The 23597-nt window shown below is 58.2% G+C and carries 25 protein-coding genes and 2 pseudogenes; 12 read left to right on the top strand and 15 right to left on the bottom strand.

Going from position 1 to position 23597, the window contains the following annotated elements:
• Nucleotides 1–319, top strand: a 319-nt coding sequence (locus ASD52_RS24410; RefSeq protein WP_162254180.1) for a hypothetical protein, incomplete at its 5' end; no start/stop codon positions are given.
• Between the two features lie 11 nt (nt 320–330).
• Nucleotides 331–762, top strand: coding sequence for a DUF932 domain-containing protein (locus tag ASD52_RS24405; RefSeq protein WP_244494314.1), 432 nt, complete (start codon nt 331–333; stop codon nt 760–762).
• A gap of 451 nt (nt 763–1213) precedes the next feature.
• Here ASD52_RS24405 and ASD52_RS24400 read toward each other — a convergent pair whose 3' ends face one another.
• A complete protein-coding gene (locus ASD52_RS24400) occupies nt 1214–2185 on the bottom strand; it encodes a LysR substrate-binding domain-containing protein (RefSeq protein ID WP_082523786.1) in 972 nt (323 codons plus the stop codon).
• 48 nt (nt 2186–2233) lie between these two features.
• On the opposite strand from ASD52_RS24400, the gene ASD52_RS24395 reads away from it, so the two are divergent.
• The 5 genes and pseudogenes from ASD52_RS24395 to ASD52_RS39605 all read left to right on the top strand — a co-directional run.
• Nucleotides 2234–3628, top strand: coding sequence for a M20 family metallopeptidase (locus tag ASD52_RS24395; protein WP_057210949.1), 1395 nt, complete (start codon nt 2234–2236; stop codon nt 3626–3628).
• Nucleotides 3629–3695: 67 nt separating this feature from the next.
• Nucleotides 3696–4493 (top strand): transporter substrate-binding domain-containing protein, encoded by a 798-nt coding sequence (locus tag ASD52_RS24390; RefSeq protein WP_158268948.1) that lies wholly within the window; start codon nt 3696–3698, stop codon nt 4491–4493.
• 6 nt (nt 4494–4499) lie between these two features.
• Nucleotides 4500–5210 (top strand): ABC transporter permease subunit, encoded by a 711-nt coding sequence (locus ASD52_RS24385; RefSeq protein WP_063963368.1) that lies wholly within the window; start codon nt 4500–4502, stop codon nt 5208–5210.
• A gap of 2 nt (nt 5211–5212) precedes the next feature.
• On the top strand, nt 5213–5953 hold the full coding sequence (locus ASD52_RS24380) for an ABC transporter permease subunit (protein ID WP_057221464.1): 741 nt from the start codon (nt 5213–5215) through the stop codon (nt 5951–5953).
• A 170-nt stretch (nt 5954–6123) separates the two neighbouring features.
• A pseudogene (locus ASD52_RS39605) lies at nt 6124–6394 on the top strand (integrase core domain-containing protein); the annotation flags it as partial.
• 60 nt (nt 6395–6454) lie between these two features.
• Here ASD52_RS39605 and tauA read toward each other — a convergent pair.
• Nucleotides 6455–7465 (bottom strand): taurine ABC transporter substrate-binding protein, encoded by a 1011-nt coding sequence (gene tauA, locus ASD52_RS24370; protein ID WP_057225672.1) that lies wholly within the window; start codon nt 7463–7465, stop codon nt 6455–6457.
• Nucleotides 7466–7507: 42 nt separating this feature from the next.
• Nucleotides 7508–8482: an agmatinase gene (gene speB, locus ASD52_RS24365; protein WP_057221462.1), complete on the bottom strand. Its 975-nt coding sequence runs from the start codon at nt 8480–8482 to the stop codon at nt 7508–7510.
• Nucleotides 8483–8652: 170 nt separating this feature from the next.
• Between speB and ASD52_RS24360 the strand changes: the two genes are divergently transcribed.
• Nucleotides 8653–9600 carry a LysR family transcriptional regulator gene (locus ASD52_RS24360; RefSeq protein WP_082571871.1) on the top strand — a complete coding sequence of 316 codons (948 nt, stop codon included), beginning with the start codon at nt 8653–8655 and terminating at the stop codon, nt 9598–9600.
• Here ASD52_RS24360 and ASD52_RS24355 read toward each other — a convergent pair.
• A pseudogene (locus tag ASD52_RS24355) lies at nt 9597–9833 on the bottom strand (XRE family transcriptional regulator); the annotation flags it as partial. The gene ASD52_RS24360 and the pseudogene ASD52_RS24355 sit on opposite strands and share 4 nt — an antisense overlap.
• 175 nt (nt 9834–10008) lie before the next feature.
• Here ASD52_RS24355 and ASD52_RS24350 point away from each other — a divergent pair.
• Nucleotides 10009–10806: an inositol monophosphatase family protein gene (locus tag ASD52_RS24350; protein WP_057221460.1), complete on the top strand. Its 798-nt coding sequence runs from the start codon at nt 10009–10011 to the stop codon at nt 10804–10806.
• Here the strand turns inward: ASD52_RS24350 and ASD52_RS24345 are convergent.
• The 7 genes from ASD52_RS24345 to ASD52_RS24315 form a co-directional block, all read right to left on the bottom strand.
• Entirely contained in the window at nt 10787–11509 is a 723-nt protein-coding gene (locus tag ASD52_RS24345) for a glycerophosphodiester phosphodiesterase family protein (protein WP_057221459.1), read from the bottom strand. The genes ASD52_RS24350 and ASD52_RS24345 overlap by 20 nt on opposite strands.
• A 101-nt stretch (nt 11510–11610) precedes the next feature.
• Nucleotides 11611–12666, bottom strand: coding sequence for an ABC transporter ATP-binding protein (locus ASD52_RS24340; RefSeq protein ID WP_057221458.1), 1056 nt, complete (start codon nt 12664–12666; stop codon nt 11611–11613).
• Nucleotides 12667–12702: 36 nt separating this feature from the next.
• Nucleotides 12703–13512 (bottom strand): ABC transporter permease subunit, encoded by an 810-nt coding sequence (locus ASD52_RS24335; protein WP_025430883.1) that lies wholly within the window; start codon nt 13510–13512, stop codon nt 12703–12705.
• Complete coding sequence (locus ASD52_RS24330; protein WP_244494312.1) at nt 13509–14363, bottom strand: ABC transporter permease subunit; 855 nt, start codon at nt 14361–14363, stop codon at nt 13509–13511. The genes ASD52_RS24335 and ASD52_RS24330 overlap by 4 nt, the downstream gene beginning before the upstream one ends.
• Before the next feature lie 16 nt (nt 14364–14379).
• Nucleotides 14380–15519 carry an extracellular solute-binding protein gene (locus tag ASD52_RS24325; RefSeq protein WP_057221456.1) on the bottom strand — a complete coding sequence of 380 codons (1140 nt, stop codon included), beginning with the start codon at nt 15517–15519 and terminating at the stop codon, nt 14380–14382.
• 36 nt (nt 15520–15555) lie between these two features.
• Nucleotides 15556–16485 carry a carbohydrate kinase family protein gene (locus tag ASD52_RS24320; RefSeq protein WP_057247490.1) on the bottom strand — a complete coding sequence of 310 codons (930 nt, stop codon included), beginning with the start codon at nt 16483–16485 and terminating at the stop codon, nt 15556–15558.
• Nucleotides 16485–17870, bottom strand: coding sequence for a 6-phospho-beta-glucosidase (locus ASD52_RS24315; protein WP_057221454.1), 1386 nt, complete (start codon nt 17868–17870; stop codon nt 16485–16487). The genes ASD52_RS24320 and ASD52_RS24315 overlap by 1 nt, the downstream gene beginning before the upstream one ends.
• Nucleotides 17871–17882: 12 nt before the next feature.
• On the opposite strand from ASD52_RS24315, the gene ASD52_RS24310 reads away from it, so the two are divergent.
• The 3 genes from ASD52_RS24310 to ASD52_RS24300 all read left to right on the top strand — a co-directional run bounded on the left by ASD52_RS24310 (nt 17883) and on the right by ASD52_RS24300 (nt 21107).
• Nucleotides 17883–18785, top strand: a complete 903-nt coding sequence (locus tag ASD52_RS24310; protein WP_244494311.1) for a GntR family transcriptional regulator — start codon at nt 17883–17885, stop codon at nt 18783–18785.
• A 28-nt stretch (nt 18786–18813) separates the two neighbouring features.
• Complete coding sequence (locus tag ASD52_RS24305; protein ID WP_057225668.1) at nt 18814–19290, top strand: YdeI/OmpD-associated family protein; 477 nt, start codon at nt 18814–18816, stop codon at nt 19288–19290.
• Between the two features lie 482 nt (nt 19291–19772).
• Nucleotides 19773–21107, top strand: a complete 1335-nt coding sequence (locus ASD52_RS24300) for a TadE/TadG family type IV pilus assembly protein (protein WP_057225666.1) — start codon at nt 19773–19775, stop codon at nt 21105–21107.
• A 14-nt stretch (nt 21108–21121) separates the two neighbouring features.
• Here ASD52_RS24300 and ASD52_RS24295 read toward each other — a convergent pair whose 3' ends face one another.
• The 4 genes from ASD52_RS24295 to ASD52_RS39600 form a co-directional block, all read right to left on the bottom strand.
• Nucleotides 21122–21517: a type II toxin-antitoxin system HigA family antitoxin gene (locus ASD52_RS24295; protein WP_057210918.1), complete on the bottom strand. Its 396-nt coding sequence runs from the start codon at nt 21515–21517 to the stop codon at nt 21122–21124.
• Nucleotides 21517–21813, bottom strand: coding sequence for a type II toxin-antitoxin system HigB family toxin (locus ASD52_RS24290; RefSeq protein WP_057217600.1), 297 nt, complete (start codon nt 21811–21813; stop codon nt 21517–21519). Before ASD52_RS24290 ends, ASD52_RS24295 begins: the two co-directional genes overlap by 1 nt.
• 660 nt (nt 21814–22473) lie before the next feature.
• Nucleotides 22474–22704: a helix-turn-helix transcriptional regulator gene (locus ASD52_RS37740; RefSeq protein ID WP_082523522.1), complete on the bottom strand. Its 231-nt coding sequence runs from the start codon at nt 22702–22704 to the stop codon at nt 22474–22476.
• A 708-nt stretch (nt 22705–23412) separates the two neighbouring features.
• A partial coding sequence (locus ASD52_RS39600) for a hypothetical protein (RefSeq protein ID WP_210179275.1) occupies nt 23413–23597 on the bottom strand: 185 nt, incomplete at its 5' end.

Below are 23597 nucleotides of genomic sequence, written 5' to 3'. Positions count from 1 at the left end.
GGAGGATCAGAAGCGCAAGCTCGCGGCGATGATCGTCATCAACCAGCACGATCTCGTCACCGGCCGGGCAAAGGCACACGAACCGCTACGCGAAATCCTGCGGGAAAGTGGGGTCGCCCTCGCATCCCAGCCAATAGCGCGGCGCGCCTCCTATCAATCGATTGGCGCGGCCGGAACGCTGCAGACCACGGCGAGGTCGGATCCGAAGGCGATCGCAGAAATGGAAACGCTGCTTGGCGAACTCCTCGCTCTCTATAGATCGACCGCGAAGGAGGCATCTACGCCCGAACCGCCCGCTTCGACACCGGCCGCGCCCTGACCGAAACTGAAATGCGCCACATCGCACCGTCAATCTTTGCCGTGACCGCCCATGAGAGCCGGTCCGAACGTTTCGAACCCATCCCGACCATCGAGGTATTGCGCGGCCTTATGAACGAAGGCTTCATGCCGGTCGGCGCCAAGCAGTCGCGCAGCCGCATCGAAGGCAAGGCCGATTTTACCAAGCACCTCATCCGGCTACGCCGCATCGATGACGGCAAGATTTACAATGTCGGGGATACGGTTTGCGAAATTCTCCTGAAAAACGCCAATGACGGAACCAGCGCCTACGAGCTGATGGCCGGGCTTTTCCGTGTCCGTTGCCTCAATTCCTTGGTGACGCAGACCGGCACCATCGATGCCAACAAGGTTCGCCATTCCGGTGACGTCCAACACAAGGTCATCGAAGGCACCTATCGCGTTCTCGGCCAGGCCCCACGATAAGCTACGGGTGTCATGCCGACCTCTCGGCGAGGCATATGGCGGACAACCAAGCGACTGCTTAAATGCCCTGCAAAAGTGGGGAATACTAAGATTCACCACCTCGGCCAAATGAGAGAGGGATAGACCGACATCGAGGTTCTCGTCGATTTTCTCGATGACCCTGTTCAGGCTTGCCGGCGTCAATCCGCCTTTGCGAACGGAAGGAATATACCTCTGCCGACGGAGCAACTGTGCGAAGATCGTCGCAACATAGCTTTCGACTAGAAGAGCACTGTGTGGCCACCCTTGGTCCTGTATTTCTGCACCGATCCCACGCGCCGCATTCATAAGGACTGGATCCTCACAGGGACGTCGGACCAACGTGAAACTAACCAACCTGCACACGATGCGTCTCTTGCTCGAACGAGGCCGGCGAGAACAGTACTCGGACTGAAAGCACATGCGGGACTGGTTACCCCAGTTTCGCCGTCGCAAGACCTTGATCCAAGAGCCAGCTTCTTAAGATCGCAACCTCTGGTCGCGCAAGATTAGCGTCGGGTGTCATGATGACATAGGGCTGCCTAATCGGCAGCGATATCCCGAAGGCATCGACCAGCCGCCCGGTGCATAGTTCGGTCTCGACCAGGAAATCTGGAACCAGAGCGAAGCCGGCGCCCGACAGACAGGCACCGATCGCAAGGTGCACCAGATTGAACGACAAGGTTGACCGCAGTTCGAGATGCCCAAACCCAGTTGCAGCAAACCATGCTTCCCACCCTTCATCGTGCCAGCCCGGTTCGGCATAATCCACCTTGATCAGGGGCCGGGACAGCAAGTCAGCAGGTGTCGACGCAGGCGGGAGGGTGGCCGCCAAGTCGGGCGAACCGACGACAATCAGGCTGCCATTGATCAGCGTATCCTGTCGGACGCCCGGAATCGTTCCACGGCCATGATAGATTGCAAGATCCGGATCCGGTTCCCTAGCGCTCCACCGGTGCGGCAGAGCCATGACAGCCACGGAGATGTCGGGATGGGCCTTGCGAAACTTGCCAATGCGGGGTGCAAGCCACTTCGTTGCGAGTGAAAACTGGCAACGAACGGTGACGGTGCTGAGCCCGCCGGGCACTCGTGCCGCAGCGCCGACGGCGGTGAGTTGATCGAAGATCGCACCGAGGCGCGTTGCAAAGACCCGGCCGGCCTCCGTCAATCCCACACCATTGGCGCGCCGTTCAAACAGCGGTCCACCGACCCACTCTTCGAGCTGTTTCATGTGATGACTGACTGCGCCCGGGGTCACGCTCAGCTCACCAGCCGCCCTGGCGAAGCTCAGATGGCGCGCCGCAGCTTCGAAAGCGCGCAGTGCGGGCAGCGGTGGTAAATGACGGGCCATGTCGAGACTCAATCCAGCTAAGGGTAACCGAGAGAAGTTTTGGTTTGCTTGCATATTCGTCCGCGTGACATCGTGCTGTCAACGCAATGAATGAGCAGGATTATGTCTAGGGATCAATCTATAGCCACCGCCGTCGCCTATCTGGCCAACGGGCGCTTTCTGGCCGATCTGACACGCCGCGTCGCAATCGCGACCGAAAGCCAGAATCCCGCACGGCGCCCGGAATGCGTGCGTTATTTAAACGAGTTCAGGCAGGATCTCACAAGCCTCGGCTTTACTGGCGACATTCTGGACAACCCGGATCCCATGGGCGGCCCGCTGCTGATCGCGCGGCGCGACGAAGCAGGACATCTGCCGACACTGCTCGTCTATGGACATGCGGACGTGGTGGCTGGCATGGAAGGCGCATGGTCGAATGGCCGTGATCCCTGGCGCGTGAGTGTCGAGGGCGACCGCCTCTACGGTCGCGGTACCGCCGACAACAAGGGCCAGCACACAATCGTGATGCTGGCTCTGGAAGCGGTTCTGGCGACGCGCGGATCCCTCGGCTTTAACGTCGTGGTGCTTATCGAAACCTCTGAGGAGACCGGTTCGGCCGGACTTCACCAGATTTGTTCGGAACATCGTTCGAAGCTCAAGGCCGATTGGCTGATCTCATCGGACGGACCTCGCCTGGCCCGCGACCGCGCGACACTTGATGGTGGCACCCGTGGAACCGTTGATTTCGATCTGATCTGCGATCTCAGGGCTGGCGCACATCATTCCGGCAATTGGGGCGGCCTGATTGCCAACCCGGCCGTGATCCTCGCCAACGCCATCTCCAGCCTGGTGTCGGCGACCGGTCAAATCAATGTTCGAGGAATTCTTCCGACTGAAGTTCCTCCAGGCGTCATGGCCGCACTCGGTCGAATAGAGCTTCAAGCCGAGAGCGGCGGCCCGGAGCTTGACGGCTGGTGGGGCGAGCCGGGATTGACGCCATCGCAACGCGTCTTCGGCTGGACGGCGCTCGAAGTCTTGGCGATGACGGCAGGCACGCCGGCTCTACCGATCAATGCCATTCCGCCCCGCGCATCTGCACGACTGCAGATCCGTTACACCGTCGATACCGATCCGGCGGGCTTCATGCAGACAATTCGCGCCTACCTCGACGAAAACGGCTTTGGCAATGTCGCCGTCGTCCCAAAGGCAACAGAACTGGAATGGGGCGCCACACGCCTCGATCCCGAGCATCCCTTGATGCGCTGGGCGGCTGCGTCCGTTCGAAGGACGACGGCGGTGGAACCGACAATTCTGCCGAATGCCGGAGGCTCTCTACCGAACGATTGCTTCGCAGATCTGTTAGGAATTCCAACAGTCTGGGTGCCGCACTCCTATTCGGGATGCTGTCAGCATGCGCCGGACGAACATCTGCTGACGCCACTTGTCGCAGAGGGTCTTGCAATCATGGCAGGCCTGTTCTGGGACCTCGGCACGGACGACCGACCCGAACGCTTTTGAACCTGCCAACACAAATACAATGAGGGGGACAATCATGAAAGCAAAATGGACGGAACTGGTCGCAGCATTGACGCTTGCAGCATTATGCGCGACGCCGGTCTTGGCTGAGGACTTACCTGAAGTGCGCATCGGAACGGATGGCGGCTATCTTCCCTGGACCTCGATGACGCCTGCGGGAGAACTGACCGGTTTCGATATTGAACTGGCAAGGCTCGTGTGTCAGCGAATGCAGCGCAGCTGCCGCTTCACCGCCCAACCCTGGGAAGGACAGATTCCCGCTCTTGAGCAGGGCAAATATGACATCCTCGTCGGTGGGATATCGATCACCCCAGAGCGGCAGAAACGCCTTGCCTTCACGCAGAGCTACGGCAACCTGCCGATCAATTTTGCGGCCGCCAAAAATTCCGGCCTGAACGGGAAAAGCTCCTGGGCAGAGCTCAAGAATGCGCTGGTAGGCAAGACGGTCGGCGTCCAATCCGGCACGCAAAGTCAAAAGTTCATGGACAATGAACTGAAGGGCGAAGTTAACGTCCGCCTCTACGACAATCAGGACAGCCTCAATCTCGACCTATTGGCTGGAAGGATTGACGCCGCACTTGCGGGGCGTTCCCCGTGGATAGCTCTCACGGGTTCGTCACAAGGCGAAACGATCGAGATCCTGTCACCCAATCTTGATTTCGAGCAGTTCGACTATCTCGGCGTCGGTGTCGGCGGACTGATGCGCAAGGATACCGCGGAGCTTCGCAAAGCATGGGACGTGGCCCTTTGCCAACTGAAGAAAGACGGCGAAGTCACACGGATTTCGCAGCAATGGTTTGGTTTCGATATCTCGACCAAGGCCGACCCGAAAATCTGCGGAGAATGATTTTTGATGGCTGCGGACGCGTCCATTCTTCAAATGCTGGCCTGGGGCGATCAGGGCTGGTCCAGGCCGCTCCTTTTCGGACTCGGCGTCACCGTAACCTGCGCGAGCCTCGGCTACGTTCTCGGTGTCGCCCTTGGGTTTGCGATTGCACTGGCGAAGCTCGGAAGCAATCGCTGGATCGCGGGCGCAGCCAATCTCTATACGACGGTGATGCGAGGAGTGCCGCCCTTGCTCGTCATTTTCCTTCTCTTTTTCGGAACCAACGGGGCGCTGATGTGGGTCGCGCGCGGTTTCGGTTACACCGGCTACATCGAGATAGACGCGTTTTCGGTCGGCGTGATGGCCGTCACCCTCGTCTCGGCATCCTATAGCTCCGAAGTGTTCCGCGGCGCGCACGGCACAATTCCAGCCGGGCAGTTCGAGGCTTTCGCCGCGCTCGGGCTTCGTCCGTTTCTGGGACTCTATTTGGTCATCATGCCGCAAATGTTCCGGCAGGCCCTGCCGGGCCTGGGCAATGTCTGGATCATGGCCATCAAGGAAACGACACTGCTTTCCGTGATCTCTGTGGCCGAGCTTATGCGGGTCGTCGGCCTCGCCGGCCGCACGACCGGACAACCCTTCGTCTTTTACGGCGCCGCGGCTGTCATCTATTTCGTGCTTGTCGCCGTATCCTCGCGGGTGTTCGTCGCCGTCGAGAACAGAATGCGCTGGGGCTGATCATGGATTTCGAAACGACACTACACGTTGCTAGCGAACTGGCTGGCGCAATCTGGGTCACATTGGCACTGGCGGCAGCAACCCTCCCACTTGGTTTCGTCCTGGCGGGTATTGCCACTTGGGCGCGTGCTTCGCGTCATGGGTCTCTTCGGGCTATCGCATCAGCCTATGTTCTAGCGTTCCGCTCCACGCCGCTGCTGGTTCAGATCTTCGTACTTTACTATGGCCTCAGCCAGTTCGCATGGCTGCGCGAAAGTCCAGCATGGATCCTGTTGAGGGAGCCTTTCGCCTGTGCTGTGATCGCCATGAGCCTTTGCTCGGGCGCATATACGGCCGAGGTGATGCGCGGCGGTCTGGCCGCCGTGCCCAAAGGCGCGATCGAGGCAGCCCGCGCACTGGGACTGTCGTCGATCAAGGTCTTTTTTCTCGTCACCGCTCCGATAGCTGTGAGACGCGCTTTGCCGGCCTACAGCAACGAGATCGTCGTGTCACTCAAGGCGACGTCGCTTGCCAGCACCATCACGGTGATGGAACTGACCGGTGTAGCAAAGGATCTGATGAGCAAGACCTTCGCCGTCATCCAGGTATTCTGCATGGTAGCCGCCATATATTTGGTCATCAATTCGGCACTGATCCTCGGATTGCGTTTGTTGGAAATCTACCTTGCTCCACCACACGAGCGGCCGCTTAGGCATCAGCGCGGGAGAAATCGAAAGGCTGAAGTAAGATCAGCGGACGCATGAGTTGAAGCCAAGCGAATTCAAAACTTGACGCTCTTGTGGGGAAACGGGCCCGCGACCATCCGTTAGAGTTCTCCGTCGCCTGCGATCGAGCTCAAACGATCAGGATCGCGCGAAAGTCATTGACGTTCGTGACCGTAGGTGGGGTCACAACGAGATCCACCATTACATCGATCTCCCGAGATCTCGACCTTTGGGCCCATGTCAACAACGTCATGCTGGACTTCTCGCGGCCCGGCAAGCCGACGGACAATGGCTTCATCGAGGCGTTCAACAGCAAGCTCCGTGCGGAATGCCTGACGCTCATTGGTTCCTGACCCTTGCGGATTAACGCGATACTACAACGAGGGACGTCATCACTCGGGGATCGGTTACAAGGCTCCGATCCTACTGCATAATCCCGGCAGCATTGACGATGAAGTGAACCCGTCCACACCATCATAAGAAGGGAATGCTCGGGGGCCTATAAAAAGTCCCCGGGGCGCTCGTGCAGCAGCCAAAAGATTACTCTGCGCGTTCCAGATAGTCATCCGTAACGAACCCTGAATAATCATCGAGAACCGTCCCGATCTTTCCCTGCGATTTCAGAAAGTCCGCCGTCAGCTTCAGTGTTTTTGCTCCGCCGCCTTCTGCCGCACACCCTAACCAGGAGCATGAAATTTGCTCGCTGAGCGATGGATATCTATAGTTGGAAATATCCTCTGCAACAGTCTCGGCATCAGCACCAAAAAGATTGGAGATCAGCTTTACGTTGTCCGATTCAGCGCCCCATTCGGACCTGTTACTCTTGTAGTCCTGATTGGCGGCATTGATGATGCCGACAAACTGGCGCATGAAATCGCTGTTCTTTTCGGCGAAGCTGGTGGTCGCGACCAACCCTTCGAACGTGCAGCGCCCCATTTGGCAAATCTCGCCTGAGGTGACCAAAGACTTGCCATCCAACTTTAGGCGCGCCATTGCAGCCCCCCAGATGAACGCACCGTCAACATCCTTGCGCTCCCAAGCAGCAGCAGCTTTATTCGGGTCGAGGTTCAACACTGTGGTCTGGCCATCAATGCCCCATTGCTCCAGCGCATACATCAACTGGTAGTGGCTCGTGCTGGCGAAGGGAACCGCAAGCTTCTTGCCGGCGAGATCGGCAGGCTTGTTGATGCCAGAGTCATTGCGGACATAGAGTGCTTCGGCGCTAGCAATGTCCTCCAGTATCCAGAACAGCTTGATGTCCAGGCCGGCCGTCGCTGCGACCGCCAACGGGCTTGAGCCCAGCACGCTGATATCAATCGACCCCGACGCCATGGCACTGATAATTTCCGCGCCGGTGTTGAACTGGCGCCAATTGATCGTGTAGCCAGTTTGCGTCTCAAATGACTTGTCGGCAACACGAGCGACCCAAGGGCTCGGCGTGAGCTGGTAGGCGATGTTCACTACATTTTGCTCGGCTTGTGCGGAATGTACCGATGACAACGAGACCAAGAGCGTCACGCCGGCCATCGCTATGGCGTTGTTCAATTTCATCTGTTCCTCCAATGGTTTACTTAAACTTCTGCTTTTTGAAAATTATGCCCTGGCTCTCGCGATACCGCTGGCCGCAACGCAGAGGATCTCGAATAACAGCGTGGCCGCAGCGAGCGCCGTGTTGCCACTCAGATCGAATGGTGGGGAAACCTCGACGACATCCGCACCGACGCAATTGATGCCATCAAGACCTCGAACGAGAAGTTGGGCCTCGTGCGTGGTCATACCGCCAATTTCAGGGGTTCCTGTTCCTGGCGCGTAGGCGGGATCAAGCGCATCGATATCGAAGCTGATGTACGTCGGAGCAGAGCCAACAACGGCGTGCGCCTCGCGCAGAACCCGTTCGACGCCCAACGTCCTGTATTCGTCAAAGTCGATGACACGGATACCCTGCTCGCGCCCCCACCCATCATCACCATCGGCGTACAGCGCTCCTCGTATTCCAATCTGTACCGTGCGCTTTGGGTCGAGAATTCCCTCCTCGATGGCTCGACGGAAGGGTGTTCCGTGGGTGTACTTCTGACCACCGAAATAGGAATCCCATGTATCCGTATGCGCATCTATGTGGACCATGCCCAACGGCCCGAAACGTCGGCTGACCGCACGCATGACGGGCAGCGTTGACAAATGATCGCCGCCTACAAAAAGCGGAAGAATGCCTGAGACGCAAACCTCGCCAGCAAACCGCTCGATACGGGTCATCGAATCTGCCAGATCTGCCGGATTTACTGGGGTGTCACCGAGATCTGCGCACCGACACAATGCAAATGGATTAATGCCGTTCGCACGGTTCACATTGCGAACCATGGTGGATGCATCACGTACCTGCCGTGGTCCCTGCCTGGCGCCCGGGCGATTGGTTGTTCCTCCATCCCAGGGAACACCAAACAGACCGATCTGCACGTCGTTCCAATCGGGAGTACCCGGGAGGACTTGCGGCAACCGCATCAAGGTGGCCGCCCCGGCATATCGCGGCATCTCCGTCCCTGTTATGGGGGTGAATCTTGGATCAGACATGACAACTCCTCCAACGTCCATTTCTCGACATTGGATTGCTCTCACGTCGTGTAGCGCAGACGAATAGCTAGTTGAACAAGTTGACTTCTCACCAAACCGAAGTGATCATCGACTAGGGATATTCTTGTCTATTCATTGCCGATTGCGACAACACTGCCTGGGGTGTATGCGTGCGAGCTGTTTCAGATTTTGACCTTCGCCTCTTTACCGTTTTCAGGACGGTGGTCGACTGCGGAGGACTATCCGCATCCCAATCGATTCTCGATATGAGCCTTTCCAACATCAGCACGCACCTTGCAAACCTCGAGAAAAGGGTTGGATTCAAGGTTTGCCGCCGAGGGCGATCCGGGTTCGGACTGACACCGGGCGGTACGGAGCTTTATTCATCCATCACCGAACTTTTCGAGTCGATAGACGAGTTCCGCAGTAAAACATGGCTGACGAAGAAACGGATCGGCCGCGAATTGTCGCTTGGAATCGTTGACGGGCTAATCTCGGAGCACCAATTCAAACTGCAACGCGCTATTCATAAACTGGGATTAATCGACGACGACATACTTATAAGGATCGACGTTCTTTCGCCCGACAAGCTGAAGAGCAGTCTGGCCAACGGGGATGTGGACTTCATCGTCGGCCCCACTTCCATCGCCTCGGAATCCGTCGTCATCAAGGAAGCCTTTCACGAGAGGATGACCTTGTTCTGCTCCGCGCAGCATGCTCTCGCCGACAAGAAAACGCAGAAGGATAAGATATTCAATCAAGACGACAAGTTCGGGTTTGTCTCGCGGGGTTATCTCCGGGAATCCTTACAGCCCGCCTTCATCCCCAATTTCGAAACGGCAGCAATTGTGCACTCGATGGAGGCCGCAGCGATGTTGATACTGAGCGGGAAATATATCGGATACCTTCCGGACCATTACGCAAAGACATGGGAAGATCTCAACGAGATGGTGCGTATCATGCCTGATGTTACAAGCCATGTCGTACCGTTTGGTCTTATGTATCGACGCGATCATAAATTACCGCTGCCGGCCAAACTGCTACTCGAATACCTCAAACCTTCGATTGCCCCCACGGAAAATTCTCAACCCGCCGGCGGCTTGATTGCAGCCATTTAGCGAAAATCACCGCGGGCAACGCTTTCGGCCGCTGCAAGGATGTCGTCGTCATGGCCGCGTTTCAGCACATCGAGCCCCGTCCGCTCATCCAGAGCGCCATGCGGCGTAATTAGGAAACGGTAAACCGCCCAGGCGCTGCCCAGAATCGCATGTAACTTCGGGAGCGCAGCATAGGGCCGTCCATCCCGGTCGAGTTGCCATGCCGGAAAGCGGAAGCCGCGTTTGGCGCCGTCATCGGGAATTGCCCAAGGCAAAGCCATGATGCTCATCTCCGCTACAGCTTCTGGCGAGCAAGCCAGTCGAAGCTGTGCGCAGGCCCACCTGGCGGCCACACCGATCAATAACTTGCTCATCTGGAAATGACCTGTTATGACCAGTCCGATGTAAACCCACTTTGGAAGGCGATCCATGTCATTTCAGCCGAGCGACGTAGCATCAGCGATGATAGATGCGGCGCGCGCTGGCGGTGCCATCGCTCTAAAATACTACGCTGCGAACGAGACCATCGGCATGGTTGAAAAAGCGCCCCGGGACTATCAGCTGGCGGCCGACATCGCGACCGAACGCGCGATTGCAGCTGTGCTCAATGAGAAATGCCCGGACGCGGGGATTGTCGGCGAGGAAAAGACAAGCGACCGGGCTGGAGACGGCCGGCGGACATTCATCATTGACCCGATCGACGGGACGTCGAACTTCGCGTTCCATATTCCATTCTTTGCGCAGGTCATTTCGCATCTGGAAGACGGCCGAGTAACGGCTGGCGTCGTCTTCGACCCAATCCGTGACGAAATGTTTGTCGCGGAGGCAGATAGAGGCGCATATCTGAACGGCAAGCGGCTGCCCGTTTGCGGCGATGTGTTGCCGGAGCGATCCGTGGTCGGTGTCGGACTTCCCATCCCCGGACAGGTCCAGGGGATATCGGTTGAGCGCTATCACACCGCCCTGCGCGCGGTGATCGACCGGGCGGCCGTCACCAGGCGGCTTGGTTCCGCTGCGCTTTCCGTTGCCTATGTCGCAGCCGGGCGGCACCATGCTTGTTTCGAAGATGGGCTCGACACGCTCGACTATCTCGCGTCTGCACTGCTGGTCAGGGAGTGCGGAGGCGTCGTCACCGACTTCCAGGGAAATGAGCAGAATGGCAATGGCGCAGTTCTCGCCAGCGTGCCGGCGCTTCAACGCTGGCTGCTCAGCCTATTTGCGGAATGAGCCGGTCTAGCATTTTTTCAAGAACAAGCGGCTCGTCCGTCGTGATTTGATCAACGCCTGCTTGTACCAGCCGGCGCAATGTCTCATCGACCCCGTGGTGGTCGGCATCGAGTGTATATGCGTCGACCTTCATGCCCGCCGATTGAAAAATCGAGACGACGTTCACGCCGGCATCGAGGCCGGCAAGTATGATCGGGTATTCGAGATAGACATATGCCGCAAACGGCACTGTATGGACGGCATCGCCGGCGAAGGCCTCAAAAGCCCCGGTTCGGCGGAGCCTAGTCAGTGTGTCGTCGCGGCAAGGGTCATAACCGATCTTGAGCCCCGGTAGGCCGGCGCCAAGGCTGAGCAGTCCTGCCGGGTCATCTCCAGAAAGGATAAAGCGATCTGCACAGGATGCGAGACATGCATGGAAATGCTGACGATGGCCGGCAGAAAGCGCCCCGATGTCGTCCTTGAAATCCAGCTGCATCAAAGCGTCCGGGTGAACCGCGTCACCGTCCATCGCCGCGGCAAGATCGCCAAGCAGCATGGGTTGCAGGTCGGTCAGATGACCCTCATCGGTGCGCATTACCATTGACCTGACATCCGACGACGTGAAATCCCGCACCGGACCAGCAGCACTCGTTTCCCGATCGACTGTCGCATCGTGCAGACAGACGAAATCGCCATCGCCAAGGGCGCGCAGATCCACTTCCATCGATGCGCCGCATGCCCACCCCTGCAACATGCTGGTGAGACCGAACGCACAGTCGGATCGGACCTGGCGCAAGCGATGCCACTTGAGGGCGGGCCGCAAACTCATCTGGAGACTGAGGCCGAACGAAAGACGTCGTGCCCGTCCTTGAAGACGGAGAAATGCACAGGATCCACGAATATTTCCTGACCCGGTTCGAGTACCGTCTCCGTGTCGGCATGTATCTTCACGCGGTTGACGCCGTCTGTTGTCGCCTCGACAGTGCGGTAAGCTCCGAAATGGACGACCCTGGTAATCTTCGCCGATGCCGAAGTGTGTCCACCTTGGGCAGCGATCGCCAGCTTCTCCGGCCGAACAGCAAGGGTTGCCTCACCATCCGGCAATGGTACTTTTACTCTGAAACCGGCAGCATCCATCACCCCCGACGAAACACGCCCGTCGATCAGGTTCATCGCGCCGATGAAGCCGGCGACAAACCTGTCCTGCGGCTGTGCATAGATATCGGCTGGTCCACCGACTTGGTTGATCTTTCCAACCGACATCACGACGACCCGGTCCGCTATCGCAAGCGCCTCGTCCTGGCCGTGGGTTACAAAGACGGTGGTGATGCCAAGCTCGCGCTGGATGTTACGTACTTCCTCGCGCAGCCGCTCCCTGAGATGTTGGTCGAGGCTGGCGAAAGGTTCGTCCATCAGCAGGATTTTCGGCTCCAGAACGATGCATCGCGCGATCGCAACGCGTTGCTGCTGACCGCCCGAAAGACGCAGCGGACTGCGCTTGCCATAGCCGCTGAGACCGACCAGATCGAGCGCTGCATCGACCTTGCGGGCAATTTCCGTTCGGCTCATCTTTCTGAGCTTCAACCCGAACGCGATGTTTTCAAAGACGTTCATATGCGTCCAGAGCGCGTGGCTTTGAAAAACCATTGCCGTCGGACGGCTCTCCGGCGCGCGCGCTGTCACGTCGATGCCATCGATGAGAACGCTACCTGCCGTGGGCTTTTCGAAGCCTCCCATGATCCGCAGGAGCGTCGACTTGCCCGATCCCGACGGTCCGAGCAGGCAGACCAGTTCGCCCGATGCTATTTCGAGAGAGATGTCGCGGACTGCGGCCATGTTGCCGTAGCGCTTCTCGATTCCCTTCAGTTCCAATTTCGCCATTTCAACAGAACTCCGACAACACGCGTGCGTGCGGCGTCATGCGCCAAATCCTTTTGCAAACTGGTTGGATGCCAAGACACGGCGAGCAAACAACAATGCGATGAACGATGGCACCCAAAGCAGAACCGAGAGGACGGCCCCATATTGCACCACGATCTGCCCGGTAATCATCTGCAACATCACCATTGGCATCGTGCGCAGCTTGGGAGCACCGACCAGCCATGCGCCTTCTGTCTCGTAAAAGGTCGAAACAAATGTGAGCAGCATCGCTGCCCCGATAGCGGGGGCGGCTTGGGGAATAGTGATGCGTATGAATGTCCGCACGGGCCCGGCCCCCACATCACGCGCGGCTTCCTCTAACCGACGGTCGACGCCGCGGAATGCCGCCGACGGGAGCCAGATCATGATCAGCATGGTATTCAGCAACTGCACCAGGACGATGCCCCAGAACGTGCCCACAAGGCGCAGGCTCAGGAACAGCGTCGCGATCATCACTATGAGCCCGAATCGGGGAAAGGCGTTGATTGCGAGGAACGACATCATGAAGGTCCGGCGCCCGACGAACTCCATTCGTGCGAAGGCATAGGCCGCCGGCAGACAGATCACCGCCGACAGAAGCGTCACAGTGACCGAAAGGGCAAGTGACAGGCGCAAGGCCGACAGAACGTCGGCCCGCGCCAGGGTCGTATGCCAGTAGCGCAAGCCCCATTCGGTCGGAAGCAGCGCCGGGTAGGTCCATTTCTCGGCAAAAGCCCAGAGAAAGACCGTCGCGATGGGCATCACCACATAGGCAATGAGGACAAGCATGATGACAATGCCGACGATCGTACTGGCGCGGATCTTCATACGTCCTGCTTTCTCGTCAGCATGACGACATAGAGGATGCCAAACACGGAGCAGGTCAGGAAAGTGATCACCGCCTGCGCTGCGGCAAAATCGGGCTGACGGACTTCCGAAAATGTCCTCAGCATGTAAGGGCCCATCATCTCCGGAGACGCCGGTCCCAGCATGTAGGGGATAACGAACGAGCCGAAAAGGCTGATGACGTTCAACGCCATCACCACCAGAAGCGAGTCGACCATGAGCGGCAGAATGATGCGATGGAAGATGACGACATACCCGGCTCCGACATCGCGGGCGGCCTCGATTGCCTCTTGTGACACCTTGGCCATCCCCGCGGTCAGGATAAGCAAGGTCAAGGGCATATGGTCCCAGACCAAGCCGATGACCGGCCCCCACGGAGTCAGATATGGCGAGTTATAGGATCTGAAGCCGACGACCTCCAGCAGCGACTGGAGCAAGCCGTTCGGGCCGATGTATCGAATGAGCGCATAGGCGACGATGATACCCGGCACAAACATCGGAAAAAGCGCCAGGGCTTGAACGACGGCGGCCAAGCGGCTGCGGGTGAAATGCAGATAGATGGCGATCGGCAGACAAATGGCGATCAACAGAACCAACGTCACCACCGTCGTCCACACGGTGCGAACATAGTTGGCAACACTATAGGGATCCGTGAAGAACCGGTGATACCGGGCAAGGCTCCAGGAGACGGAGCCGTCGGCTGCGGTCTCCTGGAGTGTTTGCAGGACAGAAACGCCAGCGGGATAAAGCAGCAGGCAGACCATGACTGCAAGCGGCGGACCGATTAGCAGCAGCCCTTTCAGGTTTCGTGCAGAGTTGCCTTCGCTTCCCAAACCAGCCTCCGATCTGTTAGTTTCGCGCGATCGCGGGCGCGACGTTGCGATACCAGCCGTCATTGACAGCGGCTTCCCACTCGCCGTCGGGGAAGGCAGGAATCGACTTCGGGATGATGTCGGCATTTGCGGTGCGGATTTCGTCCGAAAGATAGGACCATTCGATCGACGGGAACCCGGCGATCTGATCGACGATCTGTTCCTGGACGGCAGGCGAAATGAGCACGTTTGCGAGTTTGGTCGCCGCCTCGATATTCGTGGCATTGGTCGGAATGGTGCAATAGGCAAACCCGCCAACGAATGCCAGATCCTGCAGTTGCGCGAGCTTGATATGAGACGGTAGCTCACCCGATTTCACGCCGGACAGGGCCTGATCCGACCAGGTTGGCACCATCGAGACGACACCCGATACAAGCAATTGCAGCGACGGCGTGTTGCCGGCCGTGTAGGATCCGCCCTGGTAGAGCGAAGGTGCGAGATCCCTCAGGATCTCCCAGGCCGGCGGCAGCATCGCGTCGGCTTTTTCCTTGCTGAAATTGGCTGCCGTGAATGCAGACGGGTCTCGTCCGTTGGCTTCGTGGATCGCGCGCCGCACGAAATTGCCGCCGGATCCGCCCTTGTCCGGACGATTGTAGATGAACTGGCCGGGCGTTGCCTTGATCCAGGCCGTCAGTTCCTCCCAGGTCTTTGGAGGCGTCTGCACCTTGGTGGAGTCATAGGCCAGAACCACCTGTGACCCACGGTATGGCAGGCCGAAATTCGTATCGATCGCAAGCTTGTTGAGCTTCGAATAGTTGCTCATCGATGCCTTGGAAAAATCGAGCCAGAGACCGGCATCGATCGCGCCGACGGTATTGCGTGGATTGAAGGCCTCCATCACATCGACCTGCGGATCGCTCTTTGTCTTCAGCGCCGCAAGAGCTCGGTCGGCCAATGCCATCATCCCCGAGTTTCCGTCAGACACAGTAACGTTCACGACGAGGTCCGGGAGCTCTTGCTGCAGGGCCGGAACAACGACATTGGACCAGAAATCCGCCACGTTCTGATCGCTTCCCACGATCACTTCAACCGCCCCGTCGGCGCCGAAAGCCAGCCTGGGGCTGATGGCAATTGCTGCAGCTGCCGCTGCGGATGCAAGGAATTCCCGACGTTTCATATGCATGCTCCCACGTTGCGTTTGATGTGTCGTTCTCTACCAGGTAGCTTCTGCCATGCTTTGAAGAAGCTCACTTTCTAGAGGCAGTGCCTTGCCGCCATGTGCCGTCACCGAGGCCGAGCCGCAGGCAACCGCCGCTCGAAGCGCCTTCTCCATCTGCCAGCCCTGCAATAATCCGTAGATGAAGCCGGCGTTAAAACTGTCGCCGGCACCCGTCGTGTCGACGACCTGGACTTGCGGTGCGCCAATTTCGATGACCTGACCAGCGTGGAGTGCAGCCGTTCCGTCGGCTCCCCTCTTGATCACGACGGTCGGGCAATATCGAGCAAGGGCGAGAAGCGCCCCATCATGGCTCTCACTACCTGTCAGCCGCTTTGCTTCGGTCTCATTGCAGATAAAGCAATCGGTGTGGAGCAGGATCTCAGCGAGATTGCCATCGGCTATATCTTCGTCGACATGCTGGCAATCCAGGCAGCAAAAGATGCCGATAGAGCGGGCAAAGGCGAACAGATCTGCCAAGTCGCTCCGGCAGGTGAGCCCTTGCACGATGAGAACACGCGGCCCGAGCCGTTCGATCTCAGCCTTTGACGGAAGCGTCTCGTCCCCTTGGAAGTGACTTAGGAACCCGCGGTCGTGTGCCATGGAGAATGCAGCGCTCAGGCGTATTCTTGCCTCTGCGCGCTGCTGGAACAGAGAAGCGTCGATATCATCTCGCGTCGCCGCTGCGATCATCAGCTGGCTGAAAAGATCAGTCCCGGTCTCGCACCACCAGCCGACCTTCACACCGAGCAAGGAAAACGCGCGCGCCGTCGTATAACTGGCTCCTGGGACGGCATCAAAGTTCTTCGACCACACGTCAGCGCCGAGCTTTGGTATCTCGCCAAGATCGGAAAAAATCAGGTCGTAGTAATACTCGCCGGCGAGCACCACGTCGTAAGGGGAGGCCCTGCACTGCTTTGAGAGCATCAGCGCCATTCCCCGGCAAAGGGTTGATGTGCAGCGATGTATTGCTCGACCAACGGCTCCGCGCGAGAATAGGACAACACGAGCGGGTGGGCCACGAGGGCCTCCACGGCCAAGTCCTTCCGCCGCTCGGCAATTGCTCTGACTGCGAGCCGCTCGTAACGCTTGATGTTGTGCACGAGCTGCGCTTGAGCTTCCGGCATCGCTCCGATCTTCTTCGTTTTGATCCCGTCACGACCGACGACGCAACTGACTTCGACGACGTCATCCGGACGAAGGCCGTCGATAGCGTCCCCGTTGCGCACGTTCAATCCGATATGGCACTCGGCTCCCGATTCCATCGCATCAATGATATTGAGCGCAACGCCGGCATAGCCCTCGCCGACACCGTCCGCGGCATGCGCACTGACCGCGCGGATGGCCCTGTCGGCATCTTCCATGCTCGGCGCTTCGGGCCGCGCGTAGTGCATGTAAGTCGCCTCGCGGCGCTGCTCATAGGCGAAGTATGCCGAAAGGGCAGCATCCGCATCGCGCTCGACGCCAATGGCGGAGAGTTCAGCAATCAATGTTCGATTGAGATCGCGGACCTCCTCGCCACGGGTGCGCGCATCGGCCTGGATGTCTCCAAGCGCCTTCTCGGCATAGTAGAAGTAGTAGAGATATTCGTTGAGCCAAAGGCGATGCCGCCGGATAATCGATGGATCAAAAATGCGCTGCGCCGTTTCGGCAAGAAACGCATCGTCATCCAGCAGCTCTTGCAGAACCTCGCGCCCTCCAACGACCGCCGACCGCGTAAACGACAGGTGATTGAGACCGAAGACTTCGGTCTGCACGTCCCTGACGGCAACACCGAGCTTCTGCGCCACCGCTTCCTGGGCCGCATTGGCACCATCACAGATGCCGACGACACGATCGAAGCCTGCGTCGCTCAAAGCCTGGGCCACCAGGCCCGCGGGGTTGGTGAAGTTGAAGAGCCAGGCATCCGGACTGACCTCTTTCAACAGCGTAGCATATTCCGTGATGACGGGAATGCTGCGCAACGCCATGGCAAAACCACCGGGTCCGGTGGTCTCCTGGCCGAGAACGCCGTGGGACAAGGCAATCCGCTCGTCCTTGACGCGTCCGTCCTCGCCGCCAGGCCGAACAGTCGTGACCACGTAACGTGCGCCCTCAAGGGCTTTCTCGGCAGTCACGGTGGCGGAAATGCGGACGGGCGACTGCATCCTGAGAGCAATCTCACGGGCGAGCCCACCGAAGATCTCGAGTTTCGATTGATCGACGTCATGCAGGCAGATTTCGGCAAGCCCACTGCGTTCGGCCCTGCGAAGAGCCGAAGCCACGAATAGGGGCGCTCTTACGCCGCCGCCGCCAATCAGAGTGAGCTTCATCGGATACCTCAGTTGTCTATTAATGCAGTCGTAACTGGTCATATCCAGACATGTCAAGATATACCGTTGCCTTGCCACCAGATTTCGTGCAGCACTGGAATCGTCACAAACGGTACGGAAAAGATGCCCGCAAAAAAGCCGACAATTCGAAGCAATCCGTTGGCGGAACGCGCCCGGCTGAAGCCGCTGGATCGCGATGACCAGCAACCTCTCTACAGGCAGGTCAAGCAGAACATCCTGGATCTGACGCGTGACGGCACGATCCCCGCACATTCCAAACTTCCGTCCGAGCGCGAGCTGGTACAGGCATATGATGTCAGCCGCATTACAATCAGACAGGCGCTTGTAGAACTCGTTCAGGAGGGCCATCTGCAAAGCCAGCCAGGCAAGGGCTTCTACGTCGCCGAAAGAAGTGAACCGTTCGAACTGCACTTGCTGACGAGCTTTACTGCCAACGCGATCGCCAAGGGCATGATTCCCGGCAGCCGCCTGCTGGAAGCCAAGATCTATGCCGCTCCGCCGGAGATTTCACGCGCGCTCTACCTGCCAGAAGCGGCCGACGTGGTGTTGTTGAAACGCCTTCGCACGCTCGACGACGTGCCGGTGGTCATACAGTATGACTGGCTGCAGCCCGTCGCATGCCCGGGCCTGCTGGATTTGGACTGGTCGACTGGAAACCGTTCGCTCTACGCTGAATTGCGCGAGCGTTACGGCCTGCGCCCCGTGCGTGGACAGACAACAATCAGTGCGCGCTATCCTGATGAAGACGAGATTGCATTGCTCAAACTGGAACAAAAGACCGCGGTGCTGACGTTGGATCAGATCGCGTTCTCCGCCGAAAACCGACCTATCAACATATCAACCTCGGTGCACCATCCCAAGCGCTATCCCCTGAGCATTCAACAGGGCGAATAGGTACGCGCAGCAGCATTGGATTTGGACGATGTCATCTAGCGACAATCAGAACAAAAATGCAGGCAGGGGAGCAGGGACGTTCCAGGCGAAGGTTGTCCCTTCCGGCAATGCGACAGGTGTCGAGGTCCCCGATGCAGTAATGAAAGAGCTGGGTCCTGGAGGTCGCCCACCGGTGACTGTGACAATCAATGGCTTTAGTTGGCGCACGCGGGTGGCGGCCATGCGGGGGCAGCGGCTGATAGGGATCAGCGCTGCCCATCGCGCCGCCGCCAGGATCAGCGAAGGCGATATAGTCGAAATCGAAGTCGAGCTCGACGAGGCGCCCAGGGAGGTCGCCGAACCCGCAGAGCTCGCCGAGGCGCTCAATAACTCTCCGCAAGCCCGAATGGCTTTTGACCGCCTGCCTTTTGGGCTGCGGCAAAAGCACGTCAACGCGATCCACGAGGCCAAGACCGCCGAAGTTCGGGAACGCCGCATTCGCAAACTGGTCGATAATCTGAAATAAGCGCGCGCGATGAGTGCATGGACAATCGATCAGGCGTGAAAAAACAGGTCGCGCTCGACCGGCAGGCTGAGCTTGCCGGGCACGGATCAGAGGGCGTCGAGGCTAGCGTGGCGTCCCGCCGCCCGCTGTAGACTTCATAGCCAGTTCCCGGCGATACACTATGCGATCCCAGACGCACAAATCGGAAACAACCACCGCCGCAGAGCGGCCCAACGATACCCAGAGCGGCAGCACGGGCAGGCACCCGCCCGTTTCCGCTGTGGATTCCCCCGCACAGCGCCGGATGCCACAAAGTTTAACAATTTCTGAAGCTATTTCTCTACGCTTGATGGCTAAATTAGCAATCCTGTTTTGGAGCACAAGGAGGGGACGCAGCCAGCCGCCGTATCCAGCTCCAACTCATTAGAATCGATTACCTTTATTGCTTTTTGGGCCACCTGGCTCCGAAGTCGTCCTGATCTGTTGAGGGGGCAACAAACAAGATGCCAAGCGATCTGAAGAACAACCTCGTCCGCATCCTTAAGGACGAAAACGGCAACTTTGCCGTCATGACTGCTCTCTTAATAATCCCGTTGTTCACGGGCGCTTCCATCGCCATCAATCTCGCCCGCATCAATCTCGAATCCGCCAAGATGCAGGACGCGCTCGATGCGGCCGCCTTTTCCGCGGTCAAGTCCTATGGCGAAGGGGAGGATGAAGCCAAAGCGAAGGACCTGGCGAACAACATCTTCTTCGCCAATTTCGGCACACCGGAGATTATCGACGAGATCGGGTTGGGCAGTTCGACGCCGGTGGCAACGCAGGCGATCAAGGTTACTTTTGGCACCCTCGGCGTCGAAAGCACGGCGACGACGACCTATGAGCTCAAATACGCTCCGCTCTTCTGGGGACTCCAACCCTATACGATCGATCGTGAAAGCGTCGCGGCGCGCATGCCGGGGCGGGAAGCCTGCATTCTGGCACTCCACCCGACCGCATCCCGGGCGTTCGAAGTGAGCGGCAGTGCCACTGTCGATACCTCCGGCTGTACCATCACGTCGGATTCGAGCGACGCACAGTCGATCTATCTCAGTGGGTCGGCCACTCTCAAGGCAGAGTGTCTTTATGCAACGGGCAAGGTTTCGGCGACGCTTGCCAATCTCGAGCTCGCCTGCGGCAAGGCGGTGGAAGGTGTTCCACCGATCCCGGACCCCTTCCGGTTCAAGAAAATGCCGACGACCGGGAGCTGGGTGAACCTCTCCGGATGCGGACAGAACTTTGTGGCCGGCGGTGGCGGCAATGGCGACTGTAACGGTACGAGCAAGACACCGAACAACGCACCCGCCGGCTACACTGTCGAACTGAAGCCCGGCACCTACGGCGGCTTGGAGATCAAGGGCGAGGTTCTTCTGCGGCCGGGCTCCTACATCATCGGTGGCGGCACTCTGAAACTTGCCAGCCAGTCGGTGCTCACGGGTAATGGCGTCACCTTCTTCCTGATGAACGGTGCCCAACTCGACATTCACGGCGGCTCGACCTTCAAGATCACGCCGTCGCTGACCGGTGACTGGGCAGGTTTCTCGATCGTTGCCGCCAGGAACAACACGGCGACGGCCGTGATCAACGGCAACAGCGCCTCGTCGCTTGCGGGCATCATCTATATGCCGGCGTCACGTGAGATCCAGTATGCCGGCAATGGCTCCACCGGCGGCGAATGCGTACGCATCGTCGCGCAGGAGATCACGATGATCGGCAACAGCAGCTTCAAGCTGGATTGCAAGGCGGCGCTCGCGAACAACACCATTAACAATCCGGGTGCGATCCGTCTGGCCCGATAGTAAGCCAAATGATGCTAGGCTACCTCTCTTTCGCGGCCAACAAGATGATACGGTTCCACAAGGTGGTCAGAGGGAATATTCCACGCTTTATGCAGCCGGTGGATCATCTCCACGGTCAGAGCGCGCCTTTTATTAAGAACTTCAGAAGCTCGAGAGCGCGAACCCAAAATCACGGCAAGGTCGGCCTGAGTGCGGCCGAACATTTCCATGTGGGCCTTGATTAGCTCAACGGGTTCAGGTGCCTCGATCGGGTAGTGCGCGTCTTCATATGCCTCGATGAGGGCCGATAGAACGTCGAAGCGGTCAGCCTCCTCAGTCCCGAGTTCCGGCTGGTTCTCGAAATATGCCGAGACCTCTGCAATAGCCCATGCAAGGTCATCATCATTCCTGATGGCTCGAATGTTGTCCATTACACCGTCTCCGGGTTGATCTGATCGTACTCTTTGTGGGTGCCAACAAACTTGATCAGCACCCGCTTATATGGATAGGCAACGTGGACGATCAGGCGATACTTGTTGCCGGAAATGTCGAATATGATGCGATTATCGCTGACAAAGTCGATGTTGGCACCGAACATCGTCTTCACATCCGCCGGCTCCGTCCACGCCGCGCTGCTCACCATTGCGTACCAGGTCTTCAGGGGTACTTCCGCTTGGGGATGCCTTCCCCAGAAGGCTCTCAACGTGGACTTCGCTATGACTTGCATGCCGCACATATATTCCCATATTGGGAACAGGTCTACAAATTTGTCAATGCCCAAACTCCTTCGTGACGAAAGCCCGGGGCGATTGCGCAACCAGGCTCCGCACGCACGATATAAACGGCACAGTGATTAGCCCAATGTCGCACACAGACAGGCTGGCGGCCGAGCAAAAAATTGAAAGCCTGAGAAAACCCGATGAAGCCCGAAAGGCAGCGGCACCTGCAGTTGTCCGATCCATCCCACTTTCGAAGGCTGACATGATCCGGGCAACGCTGCTCAATGGGAGCAATCCGCCGCGCTAAATCACGAGAGCGGCACTTTGGGTTCGAGTGGTGGCGCTCCCCGCGCATATCTGGCCCAAAAAGCTAGTCGGCTTCGAGCAACCAGCAAGAATGAGCGTACCAGGCGCAGGCAGCGCAGCTGACAGAGCCCGTTCGCGCGCGGTTTGACCGGTTAAAAAGCCTCGTCTCGGAGGATCAGCATCGCGACGGCCAACGCCGGGATCCGGTATGCCTAGACCTGGCAAGCCGCTCCAATTGAAAAGCGCCCTGCCCTCACTTGCCCGACCTGACCACCGAAACCTCCGTATCGATCATACCCGTCTCTGGCGGCCGTTGGATCCTCATTGAGACGATGCAGGGCGCTTGCGTGGATGCCGCTTGCTCAATCTCTTGGTTTGGAAAAGCGAACGCCGACGCCACCACCATTTTCTGGGATGAACTCGATGCCTGCATCTTCAAGCACATGTCTTATGCCGTCAACAGTGCCGCTTCGCAGCTGGTCACCTCTCTCCAAACGGCTAATTGTCTGGGTTGAAACATTTGCCGCGACAGCCAGTTCCCGCACTCCCCAGCCTAATGCAACGCGGGCAAGCCTGCACTGGATAGCGTTCATTTCACAACACGGTTGTGATTTAACTTGCTCATTTTCGTCACCGCTTGTACCCTTATAAGCTGTAATCGGCTGGCCTTGGTGTTCGTACCACCGAGGCCAGCCTAACCACAACCTAGCTAGCTGGAGCTCGGATCATGGCTGATTCTGAGAATAGCAGAACTTTGCCTGCAATCACCCGTAGAGAAGAAAATTTTGAGAGCTCGGATCATGGCTGATTCTGAGAATAGCAGAACTTTGCCTGCAATCACCCGTAGAGAAGAAAATTTTGAGAACGGCGCGATCGAAAAGCTGCCGTACGTGATCGACCGCCGAAACCTTCTGCCGGTCGCGGCGCGCTTTCTGAGCGCCCGTATTGCCGATCCGAACGGCCCGCGAAGAGCGAGCGGCCCAACGCCTGTCCGCGAAATGTGGCCACGATGGTATGCCCGTCATAAGCAACTGTTGGAGGCGACGCGCTTCAGACAAAAGCTAGAAGCAGAAATGCTGGAGCAGGCCGGCGGTTTTCCGGTTGCCGAACTGCAGATTGTTGGAAGCGACCAGCCGGTGGTGGTGCACTCTTTCGCCGAGCTCAATCGCCTGNTGCTGGAGCAGGCCGGCGGTTTTCCGGTTGCCGAACTGCAGATTGTTGGAAGCGACCAGCCGGTGGTGGTGCACTCTTTCGCCGAGCTCAATCGCCTGACCCAGGTGGATGCCGACCAACTGTCTCGGTCAAGGACTGAACTTCGTCAGCGCCGGAAACAATGGAAAAAGGCCGACAAGCACCTGGGCTACAGCGACGCTGTTACCCTGGAACAGGAGCTCGCGCGACATCTCGGAATATTGGGCCGTGTCATGTGGATCACGAGGCCGTCCTGCCTGATCGAAATCACCGCGAAGTTCCATTGCCTGATCGT

The sequence above is a fragment of the Ensifer sp. Root142 genome (assembly GCF_001426785.1).
Taxonomy (GTDB): Bacteria; Pseudomonadota; Alphaproteobacteria; order Rhizobiales; family Rhizobiaceae; genus Ensifer; species Ensifer canadensis.
This window is presented reverse-complemented; position numbering and strand designations above follow the sequence as displayed.